This window comes from Campylobacter sp. 2457A, assembly GCF_020135895.1.
GTDB lineage: Bacteria > Campylobacterota > Campylobacteria > Campylobacterales > Campylobacteraceae > Campylobacter_D > Campylobacter_D taeniopygiae.
The window spans coordinates 1-17499 of the sequence record NZ_JACHTO010000008.1; the positions used below are offsets into that span (position 1 = coordinate 1).

At 29.9% G+C, this 17499-nt stretch carries 14 protein-coding genes; 6 read left to right on the forward strand and 8 right to left on the reverse strand.

The genetic code is table 11. The features are described 5' to 3' along the window. Positions 1 to 64 precede the first annotated feature (64 nt). From H2280_RS03725 to H2280_RS03735, 3 genes are read right to left on the reverse strand one after another with little or no spacing between them, the layout of a single operon-like run. Positions 65 to 1972 (reverse strand): iron ABC transporter permease, encoded by a 1908-nt coding sequence (locus tag H2280_RS03725; RefSeq protein ID WP_337215715.1) that lies wholly within the window; start codon positions 1970 to 1972, stop codon positions 65 to 67. After that, positions 1969 to 2793 carry an ABC transporter substrate-binding protein gene (locus H2280_RS03730; RefSeq protein WP_337215716.1) on the reverse strand — a complete coding sequence of 275 codons (825 nt, stop codon included), beginning with the start codon at positions 2791 to 2793 and terminating at the stop codon, positions 1969 to 1971. Before H2280_RS03730 ends, H2280_RS03725 begins: the two co-directional genes overlap by 4 nt. Position 2794: 1 nt before the next feature. Further along, positions 2795 to 3559: an ABC transporter ATP-binding protein gene (locus tag H2280_RS03735; RefSeq protein ID WP_337215717.1), complete on the reverse strand. Its 765-nt coding sequence runs from the start codon at positions 3557 to 3559 to the stop codon at positions 2795 to 2797. A gap of 181 nt (positions 3560 to 3740) precedes the next feature. Here H2280_RS03735 and H2280_RS03740 point away from each other — a divergent pair, with 181 nt between their 5' ends. Genes H2280_RS03740 through H2280_RS03755 form a run of 4 tightly spaced genes read left to right on the forward strand, consistent with a single transcriptional unit; the run spans position 3741 to position 10848 of the window. Continuing rightward, a complete protein-coding gene (locus H2280_RS03740) occupies positions 3741 to 5783 on the forward strand; it encodes a TonB-dependent siderophore receptor (RefSeq protein ID WP_337215718.1) in 2043 nt (680 codons plus the stop codon). A gap of 44 nt (positions 5784 to 5827) precedes the next feature. Further along, positions 5828 to 7090 (forward strand): TolC family protein, encoded by a 1263-nt coding sequence (locus tag H2280_RS03745; RefSeq protein ID WP_337215719.1) that lies wholly within the window; start codon positions 5828 to 5830, stop codon positions 7088 to 7090. After that, positions 7087 to 7827 carry an efflux RND transporter periplasmic adaptor subunit gene (locus H2280_RS03750; RefSeq protein WP_337215720.1) on the forward strand — a complete coding sequence of 247 codons (741 nt, stop codon included), beginning with the start codon at positions 7087 to 7089 and terminating at the stop codon, positions 7825 to 7827. Before H2280_RS03745 ends, H2280_RS03750 begins: the two co-directional genes overlap by 4 nt. A gap of 3 nt (positions 7828 to 7830) precedes the next feature. Beyond that, positions 7831 to 10848: an efflux RND transporter permease subunit gene (locus H2280_RS03755; protein ID WP_337215721.1), complete on the forward strand. Its 3018-nt coding sequence runs from the start codon at positions 7831 to 7833 to the stop codon at positions 10846 to 10848. Between the two features lie 19 nt (positions 10849 to 10867). On the opposite strand, the gene H2280_RS03760 is transcribed toward H2280_RS03755, so the two are convergent. The 4 genes from H2280_RS03760 to H2280_RS03775 are packed head-to-tail and all read right to left on the reverse strand — an operon-like array spanning position 10868 to position 14029. Beyond that, positions 10868 to 11674, reverse strand: a complete 807-nt coding sequence (locus H2280_RS03760; protein WP_337196107.1) for an adenylosuccinate lyase — start codon at positions 11672 to 11674, stop codon at positions 10868 to 10870. Next, positions 11637 to 12395 carry an arginyltransferase gene (locus H2280_RS03765; protein WP_137623382.1) on the reverse strand — a complete coding sequence of 253 codons (759 nt, stop codon included), beginning with the start codon at positions 12393 to 12395 and terminating at the stop codon, positions 11637 to 11639. Before H2280_RS03765 ends, H2280_RS03760 begins: the two co-directional genes overlap by 38 nt. Then, positions 12395 to 12589 (reverse strand): hypothetical protein, encoded by a 195-nt coding sequence (locus H2280_RS03770; protein ID WP_137623383.1) that lies wholly within the window; start codon positions 12587 to 12589, stop codon positions 12395 to 12397. Before H2280_RS03770 ends, H2280_RS03765 begins: the two co-directional genes overlap by 1 nt. Next, positions 12590 to 14029: an acetyl-CoA carboxylase subunit A gene (locus tag H2280_RS03775; RefSeq protein ID WP_337215747.1), complete on the reverse strand. Its 1440-nt coding sequence runs from the start codon at positions 14027 to 14029 to the stop codon at positions 12590 to 12592. A 139-nt stretch (positions 14030 to 14168) separates the two neighbouring features. Between H2280_RS03775 and ftsW the strand changes: the two genes are divergently transcribed. Together ftsW and murG are read left to right on the forward strand one after the other, a co-directional pair. Continuing rightward, positions 14169 to 15332 (forward strand): putative lipid II flippase FtsW, encoded by a 1164-nt coding sequence (gene ftsW / locus H2280_RS03780; protein ID WP_337196110.1) that lies wholly within the window; start codon positions 14169 to 14171, stop codon positions 15330 to 15332. Then, the gene (murG, locus tag H2280_RS03785) at positions 15326 to 16339 is read left to right on the forward strand and encodes an undecaprenyldiphospho-muramoylpentapeptide beta-N-acetylglucosaminyltransferase (RefSeq protein WP_442862193.1); all 1014 of its coding nucleotides are present in this window, start codon (positions 15326 to 15328) and stop codon (positions 16337 to 16339) included. The genes ftsW and murG overlap by 7 nt, the downstream gene beginning before the upstream one ends. On the opposite strand, the gene H2280_RS03790 is transcribed toward murG, so the two are convergent. Next, positions 16332 to 17495: a CynX/NimT family MFS transporter gene (locus H2280_RS03790; RefSeq protein WP_337215722.1), complete on the reverse strand. Its 1164-nt coding sequence runs from the start codon at positions 17493 to 17495 to the stop codon at positions 16332 to 16334. The genes murG and H2280_RS03790 overlap by 8 nt on opposite strands. Positions 17496 to 17499 lie beyond the last annotated feature (4 nt).

A 17499-nucleotide genomic window follows, 5' to 3' on the forward strand; every position in this document is an offset into this window, starting at 1 on the left:
GAAGAAAGCCTTTATATTAAAATCAGAATTTTGATTATACTTAATACGAGCTTAATAAAAAATTTTAATATCTTTTTATCATAAAAAATAAATAAATACTTCCTAGTAAAGTCGCTACAATACCCAAAGGAATTTCATAAGGAAATAAAATGATTTTGGATATAAAATAAGCCAAAAACATTAAGCAAATTCCAAGCAAGGCTGTCACAAAAAGTTGATTATAAAGCTTTTTAATACCCAATAATTTCATAATATGAGGAGCTAATAAACCCACAAAGCTAAAAGGACCTATGCATAAAGCGCTTAAAGCACAAGCAAAGGCACTTAAAACAAGAAAGATAATTCTAATTTTTACCACATTAAGCCCTAGACTTAAAGCACAATTTTCCCCTAAAGAAAAAATTTTTAAACTAGGATATAGCACATATAAAGCCAACAAAAAAATACCCGTATAAATTAATAAAAATAAACTTAAATTTTCATCTATATTAATAAGTCCTGCTTGAGTATAAGCTAAAAAAGCATAAGCTTTAAAATCTCCACTAGCTAAGAAAATTTTGCCCAAAGCATCTGCAAAAAACATTATAGCTATACCTACAAGGATGATTTTTTGCATATTGATATTAAATTTAAAGCTTAAAAAAAATAAAAAGCATAAAACCGATAAAGCCCCTATAATAGCAAAAATTTGAACATATTCTAAAGAAAAATACAAAGCAAATAAAACGCCCAAGCTTGCTCCGGAATTAATCCCTAGCATCTCAGGTGATGCCATAGGATTAAAACTCAATCTTTGTAAGATAAACCCAACCAAAGCTAACAAAACACCGCATAAAAGCAAAATAACAAGTTTATTTAATCTTAATGCTAAAATTTCATTCAATATATTTTTAAAACTCAAAGTTGAAAAATCAAAATATAAATTAAAAAAAAATAGCATCAAAACAAGCAAGATTAAACCTAAAATGATATATTTTTCCTTAAAATAAGAAAAAATATAAATATCATCATCGCTAAAATTTTCTTTTAGCATTTTAAAAACAGCAAAAATAAGTAGGGGAGATCCAAGCAATGCCAAAACTCCCCCTGTAGGCAAATCAACCCCTTTTGTAATTTGTAAAATTTGTAAAAATAAATCCACCCCAAACAATAAAAAAAAGCCTAAAAAACCACAAAGCAAAAACTCTTTTCTTGTGTTTTTTATCTTAAAAAATTCCACAAAAATACTCGCAAACAAACCTAAAAAGCTAATCACTCCTACAAAAGAAACCACCAAAGTGATAAAATAAGCACTCAAACACAAGGCAAAAAATTTAACATAAAAGATATTTTGCCCAACACTGCTTGCAAGCTTATCTCCTAAATTTAAAATTTTTAAATAAGGGATAAAAAAATACAAGCTAATTAACGCTATGCTAGAATAACAAAAAAGCTCTATAACATCTTTAAAACCATTTTGAGTAAAATAACCGCTATTAAAAAGTAAAAAAGACTTGCTTTCCTCTGGATAAAAAAGAATCATCAAAGAACTTAAAGCACCAAAAACCATCCCACTTATGAGACCTAAAAGGATGATACTTGTAGAATTTAAATGCTTTTTAAGCATAAAAATAAAAATTAAAAATAAAATTAAAAAAGCCCCTAAAAAGCCCATCAACACTTTTGAAATATTTAAAAAATCAGGAAAAAATAAAGTAGCGATTAAGATAGCAAAACTAGCACTCGGGGCCACACCTAAAGTTGTATCACTGGCTAAAGGATTTTGCATCACGATACGCAAAATCAAAGAAGAAAAAGCGAGTAAAAAACCGCACAATAAACACATAAAAAAACGGCTTAAATTATAATTTACAAAAACAAAAGAAAGTAAATTTTCTTGATCATATTTTTTCAAAAAATCAAATTCCAAAAAAAGAAAAATACAAAATAAAGCAATCAATACAAATATACATGAAAAAATAATTTTTTTCACTCAATCACCTTCAAAAGATCTTTAGCAAAACGTCTCATACTCATCAATGATCCTGCACTCCAAATAGGCTCTAATTCATTATAATCCTTAAAAATATTCATTTTTTGATAAAAAGGATTTTGCTTTAATTCTTTATCGAGCACAAAAGGAGTTGGCTTAATCACTATAAATTTTGTCTTTTTTGGAAGTTTTAAAAGATCTAAAAAACTTATTATATCAACACCCCAAGCATTGTTTATATTTTTATCATAAGCATTTTTTAAACCAAGTTGATCCAAGACCGCACCAAAAAGACTGTGTTTATTATAAATTCTTAAATGTTTTTTATCTATAAATTGAACTATAGCAATAGGTTTGGTATAGCGCAATTTCTTTTTAGAAGTTTCAAAAAAGATTCTTGTATCGTCGATAAGATTTAAAGCTTCTTGCTTTTTATTTAAGAGAATTCCTATCTGTAAAACACCTTCGTTGATGCTAGAATACACATCTTTTTTATTTTGATAAAAATCAATAATTTTTATTTTATTTTTTAAAATATGATTATCAATGCTAAATAAAGATGAAGTTATGATCAAATCAGGCTTTAAATTGATCATATATTCTATATTAGGCTGAACTCTAAGACCAACATCCTTTACATCTTTAGGCAAAGCAGGTTCTTTAACCCAAGTATTGTATATCCTTTTATCTCCAACCGCTAAAGGTTGATAATTTAACATCATCATTGTTTCAGCCATAGTCCAATCTAAAGCGATAATTTTTAATTCTTTAGCTTGTATAAATTCAAATAAAATTAAAAATAAAACAGCAATTTTTTTCATATCAAAAAAGCGCAATAGGAGATTTTCTCTTAGGATGCTCTATAATGTTAGCATCAATATTAAATATATCTTTTAATTTTTCTTCTTGCATAAACTCTTGCTTGTTTGCATTAAAAATAACCCTTCCTTTTTTTAAAGCAATGATTTCATCACAATACAATGCCGCTAAGTTAATATCATGCAAAATCAGCACTATACCTACTTTAAATTCTTTATTTAATCTAGATATTAATTCCATCAATTCAAATTGATACACGATATCCAAAGCAGCCAAAGGTTCATCTAAAAATAAAAATTCGCTTTTTTGAGCCAAAAGCATGGCTAAAAAAGCCCTTGTCTTTTCTCCGCCAGAAAGGGTATGAATTTCTCTATTTGACAAACTTAAAGTATTTGTCAATCTCATCACTTCCTCAATCAATCCTTCATCTTGATTTTTAAAAAACAATTTTTCATAAGAATAACGCCCCATTTTCACAAGTTCTTTTACGCTTAAATATCCTAAATTAGGCAAATGTTGCGGCAAATAAGCTATTTTTTGAGCTAATTTTTTTGAAGGAAGTTTCGCTATATCTTCATCATCAAAGCAAACTTTTCCAGAAGATGGTTTTAATTGTCTGGCTAAAATTTTCAATAAAGTAGATTTCCCTGAACCATTATGCCCCATAAGAGCATAAATTTTATCATTTTCAAAACATAAATTTGTAGGATAAATAATATATTGATTTTGATTTTTAAAATTTACATTGCAACTTTTTATGAGTGCCATTACTCATCATATCCTCTTTGAAAAACTTAAGCTCGGATTATAACATAAAGAAAAATAAAAAATAAATAAAAAATAATTTTTCTTTAAATTTTAAAATTATATAATTCACATTTTGAAAGTCAATTTCATTATTATAATTAAAATTCAATTTGTTTTTACAAAAAAAGGAGATCTTGTTTTTATGAATAAAATATTCAATTCTTTTTTACTTATTTCAATAAGTGCAAGTTTAGCTTTAGCTAAAGAATCCTCTTATGAACTCGGCGCTGTTAGCGTTGTGGGATCTGTTGAAAAAGGAAGTCAAAGCGTGGATTATCTTAGTCCAAAAAGTGTTTCTGTGATCAGCTCTAAACAAATTCAAGAAGAAGGCGCAGAACAACTTGATGAAATCACTCGTTATGAAAGTGGTTTTGTTTCTCAAATTTATGGTGCGGATTTAGATACGACAGATTGGCTTAAATTAAGAGGGTTTGATGCAAGTTTGGTTTTAGACGGAACAGCAATTTACAAGGGTGGATATTTTGGATGGTCTCCTGATTTGTATGGTTTAGAAAAAATAGAAGTTGTTAAAGGGGCTGATTCTCTAAGCTATGGATCTTCTCAAAGTGGCGGCGTGATCAATCTAGTCAGCAAAAGACCTCAAAAAACTCCTATAGCAGAAATTGGAGCTAAGATAGGAAATTTATCTCAAAATGGCTTATTTTTTGATGTTGGAGATAAGGCTTTTAATACAAACAGTAATTTTAGAATCGTAGGAAATTATTTTAGACAAAATGGACAGCTTGATGGAACTTGGCAAGAGCATTACTATTTTGCACCAAGTTTAGCCGTAGATATAAATGATGATACTTTTTTAACACTTCTTGCAAGTTTTCAATACGATCAAGGAGTCCCTACAACCGGCTTTTTTCCTGTTTATGGAACCATTATTGATACACCGCAAGGAACAATTAAACCAAGTACAAATTTAGGATCGCCTTTGAGTGATTATCTAAAAAGAAAGCAATATTCCTTAGGATATGAATTCATACATTATTTCAATGATGAATTAACTTTTATGCAAAATTATCGCTACAATATGGAAGATAAAAGTCAATTTGCTGTAAGTTTTTCAGCTTTAGATCCTGACAATCCTACTACAGCCACAAGAAGTTCTATCATCTTAGATGGTATAGCAAGAAGCCATACCTTAGATAATAGACTGATTTTAAAAAATAGCTACAAAGAACTTGAAAATACCCTTACAAGCGGAATAGATTATCAATATATCTATGTCAATGGAAAATATGGTTATGGAAGTGCAAGCAATGTTAATATCTTTGATCCTGATCATACCCCACAAATTAAAAGCAAAGTGCCTACTTATTTAATAAAACAATCGCAATTAGGCTTATATGTCCAAGATAGAGCTAAACTTTATGATAAATGGATTTTGGATCTTGGTATGCGTTTTGATAAAGCTAAAAGCAATGCAAAAAGCTTTGGAAGCAAAAGCGATTACAATGTCAATCACACAACCTTTCAAACAGGCTTAATGTATGTATTTGAAGATATAGGATTGATGCCTTTTGTAAGTTACTCAGGAGCCTTTAGACCTATAGCTGGAAGCGATGGGGATGGTAAGGATTATAAGCCTTATGAAAGCAGACAATACGAAGCTGGTTTTAAATATCTTCCTTATTTTATCGATGGAGAACTTAATCTTTCTTATTTTGACATCCAAGAAAAAAATGCTCTAGTTAATGCCGATCCAAGTGCGCCTATACCCGTATCCATACAAGCTGGAAAGCAAAATGCTAAAGGTTTAGAACTAAGCTCAAATGTAGCTTTGAGTGAAAGTATAGATTACACTTTAGCTTATACACATTATTTTCAAACTCACACCTCTTTAGATGCATTAAAAACCATAAGAACGCCAATGATGCCAAAAGATATTTTTGCCACTAAAATTTCTCATACCTTTAAAATCGATCATAAGCAAAATTTTAAAAGTAGCTTTGGAATACGCTATATAGGAAGTAGTACCGATGAGGCTGGCAACCCTAATATTAAGGTGCCTTCATACACACTTTATGATCTTGCCTTTAGATATAATTATGATAAATGGAATGTTCAATTAAATATCGATAATATCTTTAATAAAAAATATGTTAGCGGATGTTATTATTCTTGCTATTATGGAGAAGGTATCAAAGGAATTTTATCCGTTTCTTATAAATACTAATCACACTAAATTCTCTTAAGCTTAAGTATGTTATACTCTAGCTTATGAGATTTTTAAATATTATTTTATTTCTACCTTTAGTATTGTTTGGTTCTAATTTAAAAGAACTTATTAATTTAAGTCAAAAAAACGAGCAATATTTTATTAAACAAATTCAAAGCGAACAAGCTAAACTTGCAAGCAGTGAAGCTTTTAGAAATTATTTGCCAAGTCTTAGTTTAAATTCAGCCTACGTGGCTAACAACAAAGATCGTTTTATCATTGATCCTCAAGAAAGTTTATTTGCCAAATTTTCTCTTAATTTTCTACTTTTTGATGGCGGAGCTAGAGAAGCTAACTTAAGGGCTTTAAAAGAACAAGAAAAAATCAGTCTGCTTAGTAAAGAGCAAACTAGAAATTATTTAGCCCTAAATGCAACTACTCTTTATTTTAACTCTTTAAGTTTAAGAAAAATCATAGCCGCAGATGAACAAAAAGTGGAGTTTTTAAAATCAACCTTGCAAAGATTGAAAAAATTTTATTCAACAGGACTTAGTTCTAAGGATGAATTAGAAAGCATAGAGGCTAAATTTCATTTAAGTGTTTTAATGTTACATCAAAATGAATTAAAACTTGAAAATATCCAAAAAGAAATTAGAATTTTAACAGGAGAAAATCTCATCCCTGAAGGCCAAGCGACATTAGAAAAACCTTTTTATGATAAAGTGTTAAATAATTATGACGTGCTTATTGCAAGAGAAAATGTTAATTTAGCTAAAGAAAATGTTAATTTAGCTAAATCTCAATACTATCCTAAATTTTTTATTCAGGATAATTTCGGATTTTACAAAAACAATTACAATCCAAAAGTCCCCTATCCTTTTATTGATATAACCAATGAAATTTTGCAAAAATATTCACAAAATAATCAAATTATTTTAGGTTTAGAATGGAAAATTTTTGATTTTAATTCTAGAGCTAAAAAGGTTGAAAAAGAACGCTTAAATGTGCAAATTGCAAATGCAAATGCGAGATTAAACGAAAGAAAAAACCGCGAAGAATTGCTATATTTACTTAAAAATATAAAAGTTTTAAAAGAACAAATTATGGCTTTAAAATCAGCACTTAAAGCTGCTAACATAGCTTTTGAAAGTATAGATAAAAAATATAGCGCGGGACTTGTTTCTTACGTAGAATACTTACAAGCTTTAGAGGCTAAATTCAAAGCTCAAAGCGACTTAGAATTAGCACAAAATGAATTTGAAATCACAAAAGCAAATTATTATTTTAATGCTGGAATACAAATCATTTCAAAGGTGAAACAATGAAAATATTTTTATTTTTAATATTTTCTTTCAATATGATTTTTGCGGAAGAAATTTATGCTAGTTTCAATGTAGAAGCCTCAAAACAAAGCAAATTAGCCATAGAAAGCATAGGAATAGTTTCTCAAATTCCAATCACAATCGGACAAAAGGTTAAAAAGGGGGATCTTTTACTTGCTCTTGATCAAACTAGCGAAAAAATAGCCCTTGAAAATGCTAAAAATTCATATAACCTAGCCTTAGCTCAATACGAAAATACAAAAAGCAAGATGAAAAAAATCAATTCCGTTCAAGATGTTATCGATAAACAAAGCTATGAAGATATGAAAACACAATTTAATATTGCTAGCTTAAATTTAACCAAAGCTAAAATCAATATAGATTACTATAAAAACATACTCGAAAAAAAAGAACTAAGAGCCCCTTATGATGCAATCATTGCAAACAAATTTATACAAATTGGAGAAGGGGTTGGTGGAGTAGCTCAACCTTTGGTAGAAATTTTTTCTTACCCGCAAAGCAAACTTGTTTTAAGCTTTGATGAAAAATATAAAGACAAAGTAAAGGTTGGAGATGAATTTATCTATAAAATAGATCAAAGCGATAATCAAATCAAAGGAAAAATCAGCTTAATTTATCCAAGTATAGAAGTTAGAACAAGAAAAATTTATGCCGAAGTTGAAGCTTCCGGATTAACCCCAGGTCTTTTTGGGGAAGGCAAAATCATTACAAAAGATTAAAATATGTTTAAATTAGCGATAAATAGACCTATTACTGTATTGATGTTTTTTTTAGCACTCATTATTTTTGGGCTTATTTCTGCATTTAACATGAGTGTCAATTTATTTCCTAATGTCTCCATACCTCTTATTAAAATCACAAGCAAAGCAAATGGGGATTTAAATTTTATAGAATCAAAAATCACCAAAGAAATTGAAAATGCCTTGAGTGAAATTGATGGGGTTAAAACCATCACTTCGGTTGCGTATGATAATTTTAGCGTTTCTGTTGTTGAGTTTAAACTTGGAAAAAATCTTGAAGTAGCTGCCAACGATGTAAGAGATAAAATAGGCACCCTAAGCCTTCCAACCAAACCTGAAGTTGAAAAAATAAGCTCTGATTCAGGCTCGGCTATATCACTTTTTCTTTACTCACCCGATAAACTTTCACTGATGCAAAACATCAATGACAAAATTAAACCTTTTTTGCAAAGGGTTGATGGTGTAGGAAAAATTGATGCTAAGGGTTTTTTAAAGCCTCAAATTCGTATCAATTTAAAGCCTGAACAATTGCAAAAATATAATCTTAATGCCTATGATGTAGCCAATATCATCAAAAGTCAAAATTTTAAACAAGCTTTAGGAGAATTAAACAATCAAGATGATAATTATATTATCAAAGGTTATTTTGAGGCTAATGATTTAAATGAGTTAAAAAATTTACGCATCAAAACAGGTGTATTTTTAAGCGATATTGCAGACATAAAAAGCCTTTATGAGGATGAAAAACAAAGTGCGATTTATCAAGGTAAAGAAGGTGTGCTTTTAGAGCTTGGTAAAGTAAGCAACTATAACACACTCCAAATGATAAAAAATGTCAAAAAATCTCTAAGCACTTTAGAAAAGCAAATTCCTAGCGATATAAAACTTGACATTGTTTATGATAAAAGTTTAAATATCTACAAACACCTTTCACAGGTTATTTTCGATATGGTTTTGGGTATTTTTTTAACGCTGATTATTGTATTTTTATTTTTGAGAAATTTAAGCGCTACTCTTATTGCTTGTGTTGCTATCCCAACTTCAATTATTTCAACTTTTTTTATCATTGATATTTTAGGTTATGATTTAAATCGCCTCACTTTTATTGCTCTAACTCTAAGTATAGGAATTTTTATAGATGATGCCATTGTTGTTATTGAAAATATCGCTAAAAAATTAAAAGAACATTCGCCCTTACAAGCTGCCTTTTTAGGAGTTAATGAAATAGGTTTTAGTGTATTAAGCATCAGTGTTGTTTTACTTTGTGTTTTTATCCCTATTTCTTATATGAAATCCATTCCGGGGCTATTTTTTAATGCCCTAGGAATTAGCGCTGCAAGTGGTATTGTGATCAGCTTTTTAGTTTCTATATTTTTAATTCCAAGTTTAAGTGCTAGATTTTTAAATCCGAAAGAAAGCCGATTTTATCAAAGAAGTGAAGCTTTTTTTCAAAAAATAGAAGAAAAATATGAAAATATACTTTATAAAATTTTAAAAAATAAAACTAAATTTATCTTAGCAAGTCTCGTTTTTGTAATCTTATCCTTTGATTTAGCTAGTCGTATTGGGCTTGATTTTTTACCTATGGAAGATGATAGCGAAATTCAAGTTTTACTTGAAAGTAAGCAAGATCTAAGTTTTGAAGCTATGAGAAAAAAAAGTCTTAATCTGCTAGAAAAAATTCAAACAGATGAAAACGTAAAATACGCCTTTTTGATTTTAGGTTATGATGATGCCAAAGACGCTACAAAAGCTAAAATTTATATCAAACTCAAAAATTTAGGCGAGAGAAAGTTAAGGCAAAGTGCGATAGTTAATTTATATCGTCAAAAATTCCAAGAAGATGGTATCAAAATTAAAGTTTTAGAACTTCCAAAAATAGAAGGTGCAGGAATTGATGATCCAGTTCAATTTTTAGTTTTAGGCGATGATTTAGACTCCATAAAACAAGCCGCTAATCGTGCTAAAGAAATTTTAGGAAGCAATTCCCGCATTGTAGATATAAGTGATAATGCTAATGCCACAAAAGATGCTGTTGCTTTACACATCAACAAAGAAAAAGCAAAACTTTTAGATGTTAATCCAGAATATATTGCTGCGGTACTAAGTTATTCTTTTTCGCAACTTAGCGTCGGAAGTATGGATAGAGGAAATTCAAAAGATGATCTTATTTTAAGCTTTTCACCTGATTTTAAGAAAAATATAGAGGCATTAAAGCGTATTAATATAAGAAATAATCAAGGTATTAATTTAGATCTTTCAAGCGTGGTTGATTTTTCTTATACTAAAGATTTAAAAACCATCAATCGCTACAATAAAAGCCGATCTATTAAGGTTACAGCCGGAGTTAATGATATTTCACTAGGAGCCGTTCAAAAACTCTTACTTAACAATATGGATTATATTTTAGGTAAAAATTCAAATCTAAACTATGCCTTTTCTGGCTTTATAAATCTTTTAGGAGAAACTGTTCAAGGCTTTGCTATGGCTATAGCATTAGCTTTTGTACTAATCTATCTTGTCTTGGCTGCACTTTATGAAAGTCTTATTTTGCCACTCATTATAATGATTACCATGCCTTTAGCCTTTGGAGGAGCTTCTATAGGACTTTTTATCACGGGGCACAATTTCTCACTTTTTGTTTTAATCGCCATCATCTTACTTTTTGGTATGGTAGGAAAAAATGCGATTTTACTTGTGGATGTAGCCAATAAAAAGTGCCATGAGGGCGTAGAACCTGATGAGGCTTTATTGATCGCTGGAAAATCTCGTTTAAGAGCTATTTTAATGACAACTTTTGCAATGATTTTTGCCATGCTTCCACTTGCCATCTCAAGAGGAGCAGGATATGAGTCCAATTCCCCTATGGCTATAGCGATTATTTTCGGTCTTGTTAGCTCAACTCTTTTAACCTTGCTAGTTGTACCAGCACTTTTTAAATTTTGTTACACTCTTGATAGTAAATTAAGAAAGATATACGAAAGAAAAAAAATAGATTAAAAGACTTGATTTAAGTCTTTTAAGCATTGTTTTTATATAGGGCTTTAAGATTATTGTAAGCAATTTGTATCTTTTCAAATTGCTCTCTTGCATAAGCTTTCTCTTGGGCATTTTTTCCTTGATAAAAATCAGGATGATAAAGCTTTACCATCATTAAATATTTTTGTCTGATTTCGCTAAGATCATTTTGCGGTGTGCATTCTAAGGTTGCAAAATAGTTATTAAAAAGCTTTGCTAGGGCATTAAATTTCCATTTTGCATTTTCTTTTTTAAAGATATTTTGACGAAAATCTTTATATTCTTGACGATCGACTTCAAAATTAACGCGATATTTTAAATGCTCACTCTCATCAGCAAAAGTCTCAAAAAGTTCCAAGGTATTTTCATCTTTATATTTAAGCATTAAAACATTTGTAATTTCATCATATTCTATTTGATGATCTTTAAAATAATTTTTCATATAAGTTACAAACAATTTTTCATTAGAGCTTAATTGCATTAGAATTTGATTTCCTGCAAAACTTGTTTTTATAAAAAGCATAGGTTTTAGCATATTACTTTGCTCAAAATTAAGTCTAAAAGTTTTAAAATGTGCATCTTTTAAATTCTCTATGCTTTCATTAGAACTCTTGCGATACTTTTGATCTAAAACCTTTAAAAAATATCGACGCTGTGGAATTTCATTTTCTTCAAAAAAAGAAAAAATCTTATTTTTTCGCCCTATAACTTTTGTGAAATTTTTGGTAATTAAGTCTTTAAAATACTGAAAAACGCTAATATCATCAGTATTAACATTGATCGTTTCTAAAGTTTGCACGATTTGCATCTTCTCTCTCCCATAAAACCTCATTTTCAAAAAGAGAACTTGTCCCTTTTAAAATTTCATTAGGTGTATAATCGGCTTTATACGATAAAGATTGACACTTTTTTACAAAATATCCCAAATAAATATATTTTAAATTTTTACTTTTAGCAAATTTAATCTCATTCAAAAGAGAAAATTTGCCCAAGGAAAGATGTGAAAAATCAGGATCGTAAAAACAATAAATACTTGAAATTCCATCTTCAACCTCATCAATAAGATCCACACAAACTAGCTTATTATCAACATAAAAAGCAAGCTCATAACCAAAATCCATAAATCCATCTATATAAAGATTATAATATTGTCTGAAATTTAAATCATACCTTTTCCAGTTCTTCTTATCTTCCATAAAACGATGATACTTATCGTATAAAAATAAATGCTCATTGCTTAAAGCTGGTCTTCTAAGTATCATTTTGGTATTGATATTTTTTTTAAAAACTCTTCTTTCACTACGCGAAAATTTATACTCATCCGCTAAAATTCTAAGACTAAGACATTCTTCGCAATCTTTACAAATTGGACGAGAAAAATATCTTCCAAAGCGTCTCCAGCCTCGTTGGATTAATTTTGTATTGATTTCCTTAGGGCAATTTTGTATATATTTATATTCTATTCTTGAACGTTTTGTTTCTAAATATGGACATTGATCTTCAAGAGTACAAAATCCAATTTCAAACATTAAATTTTCTTAATATCTGAATTTTTAATAAATTCAGAAAATTCATCTTGCAATTTTTCTTCCTTTAGAAAAATTTCTTGCATCTCTTTGTCTAAAATTTTTTCCTGTTTATTTTGCTTTTTTTCTTTTTTTATATCTTTGGTATGAGTTTGCATTTCTTTTTTTATATTTTTTAAACTATCTAAAAAATCCATTTATTTTCCTTTTTTGATTTTTTCAAGTGCTGCTGCGATCACAGCCACCACCTCTTCTTTATTTTCTTGATGGCAATCTTGCGTTTTTTCTAATAATTCTTGCAAATGAGTTTCTATAAAAGAAGTATCAAAATAACCTCTTCTGAATTCTCTTGTTTTTGTAATCGCAATTAAAAAAGGTATGGTTGTTCTAATATCTAGGGTAAATTCTTTTAAAGCTCTTTCAAGTTTATTAACCGCTAAATCATAACTCGTTGCCCTAACGATTAATTTAGCAAGCATAGAATCATAATAAGGTGGCACGGTATAATCTTTGTAAATATGGCTATCCACTCTTACAGAAGGACCAAGTGCTGGATAATATTCATTGATTTTACCCACACTTGGAGTAAAATTTTTCCACACATTTTCAGCTGTAATTCTAGCTTCTATAGCAAATCCTCTAGGCTTAACATCGCTTTGCTCTATATCTAAAATTTCCCCTGCAGCAATACGAATTTGACGCACGATAAGATCAACCCCTGTAATTTCTTCTGTGATAGGATGTTCAACTTGAATTCTTGTATTCATTTCCATAAAATAAAAACGGTTATAATCATCAAGCAAAAACTCTATCGTTCCTGCATTGGTATAACCCACCGCTTTAGCGGCCGCAACAGCAGTTACACCCATAGTTTTTCTAAGATTATCAGAGATACTAGGACAAGGAGCAATTTCGATCACTTTTTGATGTCTTCTTTGTATAGAGCAATCTCTCTCGCAAAGATGTATTATATTGCCATAATTATCTCCTAAAATTTGAAATTCTATATGACGAGGATTTATGACAAATTTTTCCATAAATACTTCATCGTTTTTAAAATAAGTCAGCGCTTCTCTTTTGCAAGAATCAAAAGCATTCTCAAGATCTTCTTCTTTATAAATAACGCGAATTCCGCGTCCCCCTCCGCCACCTGAAGCTTTTAAAATCACAGGATAACCGATTTTTTCCGCTATAGTTTTAATCTCATTTATACTATAAGAATTTAATTTTTCAGTACCTGGAACAATAGGAATCCCATTTTGTGCCATCAATTTACGTGCGATATTTTTATTGCCCATTTTATAAATCACTTCAGATTTTGGACCTATAAAAATAATATTTGATTCTTCACAAGCCTTAGCAAATTCATAATTTTCACTTAAAAAACCATAACCTGGGTGGATAGCATCAGCGCCACAAGCCTTAGCAACTTCTATAATCCTAGCAATATCTAAATAACCCTTTATTGCATCGCTACCTATTTGATAAGCTTCATCGGCAATTTTTGTATGCAAACACTCGCGATCAGGTTCGGTATAAATTGCAACACTTTTGATATGCAAATCCCTACAAGCACGGATAACTCTAACGGCTATTTCAGCACGATTTGCTATAAGAATTTTATGAATTTGCATCATAGTTTGCCTTTGAAATAATAATACTAAAAGCAATTCTATCAAAATATCCTTATAAAAACTTAGCAAAAAAATTAATTATTTTGGTTATAATAAAACTTTATAAATTTTATTTCCAAAACAAAGAAAAGTAAAAATCAAAATGGTTGCTGATAAGAAATTATTTTATTTAAGTTGTATACTCATCACTATAGGAATAGTTTTTTCATATTCACTGACAGTTTTTACTGTACTTTTTTTTAATTATAATGAATTTCACTTTTTTACTCGCCAACTTTTTTTTGGAGTGAGTGGAATTTTAATCATGTTTTTTATTTCAAGGCTTGATCCAGATAAAAAAAATTCTGAAAGAATTATACTTGCTATTCTTATTGTTTCTTTTATCTTTATCACAATTTTACCTTTTTTACCTTCAGCTTTAGCAACGGCTAGTGGGGGCGCTAAAAGATGGATTCGCTTAGGACCACTTTCTATATCTCCAGTTGAATTTTTTAAAATAGGACTCATTTATTTTCTAGCTTGGAGTTATACAAGACGTATTGATGATAGTAAAAAAGCAATTAAGCATGAGGTTTTAATTCTCTTACCCTATTGTATCGTTGCAACTATAGTTATAGGATATATTTATATTACGCAAAATGATTTAGGGCAAAGCGTTATCTCTTTCTTTTTAATTTTAGCTTTAGCTTTTTTTGCAGGAGCTAGTAAAAGGCTTTTTGCCTTTGGAACTTTAATCATTATGATGGTGGGCATAATGGTTATTTTTAGCAACCAAAGGCGTATCCAAAGAATCGCATCTTGGTGGGGAAATATACAAGATGCCTTTTTGCCAATGCTTCCTGATTGGATGGCTAATGCTTTAAGAGTAAGTACTAATGCAGAGCCATATCAAATTTCACACTCTTTAAATGCTATAGCCCATGGAGGGATATTTGGGGAAGGTTTAGGGCTTGGAACTTTTAAATTAGGTTTTTTAAGTGAAGTTCATACAGACTTTATCCTCTCTGGTATCACAGAAGAAATCGGACTTTTTGGACTCGGAATTATTTGCTTTATTTATCTTTGGATGATTTTAAGAATTTTTAGAATAGCAGGACGTTGCGATAAAAAAGAGCATTTTATCTTTTGCTCTGGCATTGCTTTACTTTTGCTTTTTTCATTTTTTATGAATGCCTTTGGTATTATCTCCCTTACTCCGCTTAAAGGTGTTGCGGTTCCGCTTTTAAGTTATGGTGGAAGTTCCATGTGGGCAATTTGTATAGGCATAGGGTATGTATTGATGATTTCTAAAAAGGTTAAATTATGATCGTTTTAACTGGAGGTGGCACAGGTGGACATCTAGCCATAGTAAGATGTTTATTAGAAAGTGCGCAAAGAAAAAATATAGCTTGTATTTATATAGGCAGTCAAAACGGACAAGATAAAGCGTGGTTTGAAAAAGAAACACGTTTTAAGGATAAATTTTTTCTAAGCTCTCAAGGCGTTGTTAATCAAAGCAAATTCAATAAAATCAATTCTTTTTTACACATTTTAAAACTTTCTAAAGAATGCAGACAAATTTTTAAAGACTATAAAGTAAAAGCTGTTATTAGTGTAGGAGGATACAGCGCAGCACCTGCATCTTTTGGTGCTTTATTTTCTGGAATACCTTTATTTATACATGAACAAAATTCAAAAAGTGGCTCTTTAAATAAGCTTTTAAAACCTTTTTCTAAAAAGTTTTTTAGTGCTTTTGAAGAAGATTTTACGCCTTATCCTGTGGCAGATAAATTTTTTAATCACGCAAGAATTCGCAAAGAATTAAAAAGTATTATTTTTCTAGGAGGCTCTCAAGGAGCTAGTTTTATCAATGAATTAGCCATACAATTAGCACCTAGTTTAAATGAAAAAAATATTAATATTATCCACCAATGTGGAAAAAATGATTTAGAAAAATACAAACTAATTTATCAAAACTTAAATATTAAAGCTGATGTATTTGACTTTAGTCCAAATTTAGAAGAAAAAATGCATATAGCCGATCTGGCTATATCAAGAGCGGGCGCAAGCACACTTTTTGAACTTTGCGCTAATGCTTTGCCTGCTATTTTCATCCCTTATCCTTATGCGGCAAAAAATCATCAATACTTTAACGCTAAATTTTTACAAGATCAAAATTTATGTAAAATTTTTACACAAAATAATGCTAACGTAGATGAAATTTTAAAAACTATTTTAGATACAAATTTAGAAAGTATCTCTAAAAATTTGCAAGATATTATCCAAAAAAATGGATCGGATATTTTACTTGAAAAAATACTTAAGCTTATTTGATAACTTCGCTTTTATAGGATAGATATCCAACAATATTTACTATAATTCCAATTGCAAAAAGCATCACAATGGCGCCTGAAAAATTTCCAAATTGATCATGTAAAAACCCTATAATCCACTGCCCTTGTGCAGCGATTAAATACCCAAAGCCTTGAGCGAAGGCTGAAAGTCTCGCTGCAATTTGTGCATTGTGACTTTTTTGAGCGATAAAAAGCAAAACTATGCCAAAAACACCACCCCAAGGAAAACCCATAATAAAAGCGCCCAAAATAATCATAAATTCATTATTACAAATGAGTAAAATTCCAAAAGATATAGCATACATAGCACACAAAATCGCAATATAGCTTGTGTGGTATTCTTTTTTAATCTTGCCTAAAAGTAAGGGTCCAAAAAGAGAAACTGGCATAGCAACTAATTGCCCAAATAAAAGCATATTGGTTACAAAATCTTTAGCAAAGCCTTTTTCAGTAACTATTTGAACATACCAAAAAAATAAAGAATAAGCTAAAAAGCTTTGAAATCCCATAAAAAGAGTGATTTTCCATGTTGTAGGGTGTTTAAAAATATTCACTTGTTTAGAAGAAGGTTTTTTAGCTCTAAAAAGCCTTCCATTTTTTGCTTGAGGAAAATAAATCACCAAGGCTATAAAAGCAAAAATAGCCCAAAATACCATGGCTAAAGATAAATTAAAAGCATGAAGTAAAGGCGTAGCTAAAGCAATGCCTACTATAGAAGAGACACTTAAAATAAAGCTATATAAACCCATAACACTTGACATTTGTTTAGGAAATTTTTCTTTGATAAAACTTGGCAAAACTACATTGGCAATCGCTATCCCACAGCCTATAGCAAGCATACCTATAAACAAACCATAAAGCCCTAGATAAGAACGTAAAAGCTCACCAATAAAGATTAAAAAAATTCCTACAATAACCGCACGAATAGCGGAAAAATAACCCACGATAAAGGAAATACTTCCAAAAGCTATCAAAGGCAAACTGGTTAAAATTCCTAAAAAAGTGGAATTTAGATTAAATTCTTCTTTGATAACATCAACCATAGGCCCTATCGTTGTAATAGGGGCTCTAAGATTGAAGGCTATAATGATAACGATAAAAATATTAAGCCAAAAAATTTTTTTAAAAGAAGTCATAATT

What these genes read in the sequence shown, in the direction of transcription:
- H2280_RS03730 (WP_337215716.1), bottom strand. Translation starts at nt 2,793, where the DNA reads ATGAAAAAAATTGCTGTTTTATTTTTAATTTTATTTGAATTTATACAA.
- H2280_RS03735 (WP_337215717.1), bottom strand. Translation starts at nt 3,559, where the DNA reads ATGGCACTCATAAAAAGTTGCAATGTAAATTTTAAAAATCAAAATCAA.
- H2280_RS03740 (WP_337215718.1), top strand. Translation starts at nt 3,741, where the DNA reads ATGAATAAAATATTCAATTCTTTTTTACTTATTTCAATAAGTGCAAGT.
- H2280_RS03745 (WP_337215719.1), top strand. Translation starts at nt 5,828, where the DNA reads ATGAGATTTTTAAATATTATTTTATTTCTACCTTTAGTATTGTTTGGT.
- H2280_RS03750 (WP_337215720.1), top strand. Translation starts at nt 7,087, where the DNA reads ATGAAAATATTTTTATTTTTAATATTTTCTTTCAATATGATTTTTGCG.
- H2280_RS03755 (WP_337215721.1), top strand. Translation starts at nt 7,831, where the DNA reads ATGTTTAAATTAGCGATAAATAGACCTATTACTGTATTGATGTTTTTT.
- H2280_RS03760 (WP_337196107.1), bottom strand. Translation starts at nt 11,674, where the DNA reads ATGCAAATCGTGCAAACTTTAGAAACGATCAATGTTAATACTGATGAT.
- H2280_RS03765 (WP_137623382.1), bottom strand. Translation starts at nt 12,395, where the DNA reads ATGTTTGAAATTGGATTTTGTACTCTTGAAGATCAATGTCCATATTTA.
- H2280_RS03770 (WP_137623383.1), bottom strand. Translation starts at nt 12,589, where the DNA reads ATGGATTTTTTAGATAGTTTAAAAAATATAAAAAAAGAAATGCAAACT.
- H2280_RS03775 (WP_337215747.1), bottom strand. Translation starts at nt 14,029, where the DNA reads ATGATGCAAATTCATAAAATTCTTATAGCAAATCGTGCTGAAATAGCC.
- ftsW (WP_337196110.1), top strand. Translation starts at nt 14,169, where the DNA reads ATGGTTGCTGATAAGAAATTATTTTATTTAAGTTGTATACTCATCACT.
- H2280_RS03790 (WP_337215722.1), bottom strand. Translation starts at nt 17,495, where the DNA reads ATGACTTCTTTTAAAAAAATTTTTTGGCTTAATATTTTTATCGTTATC.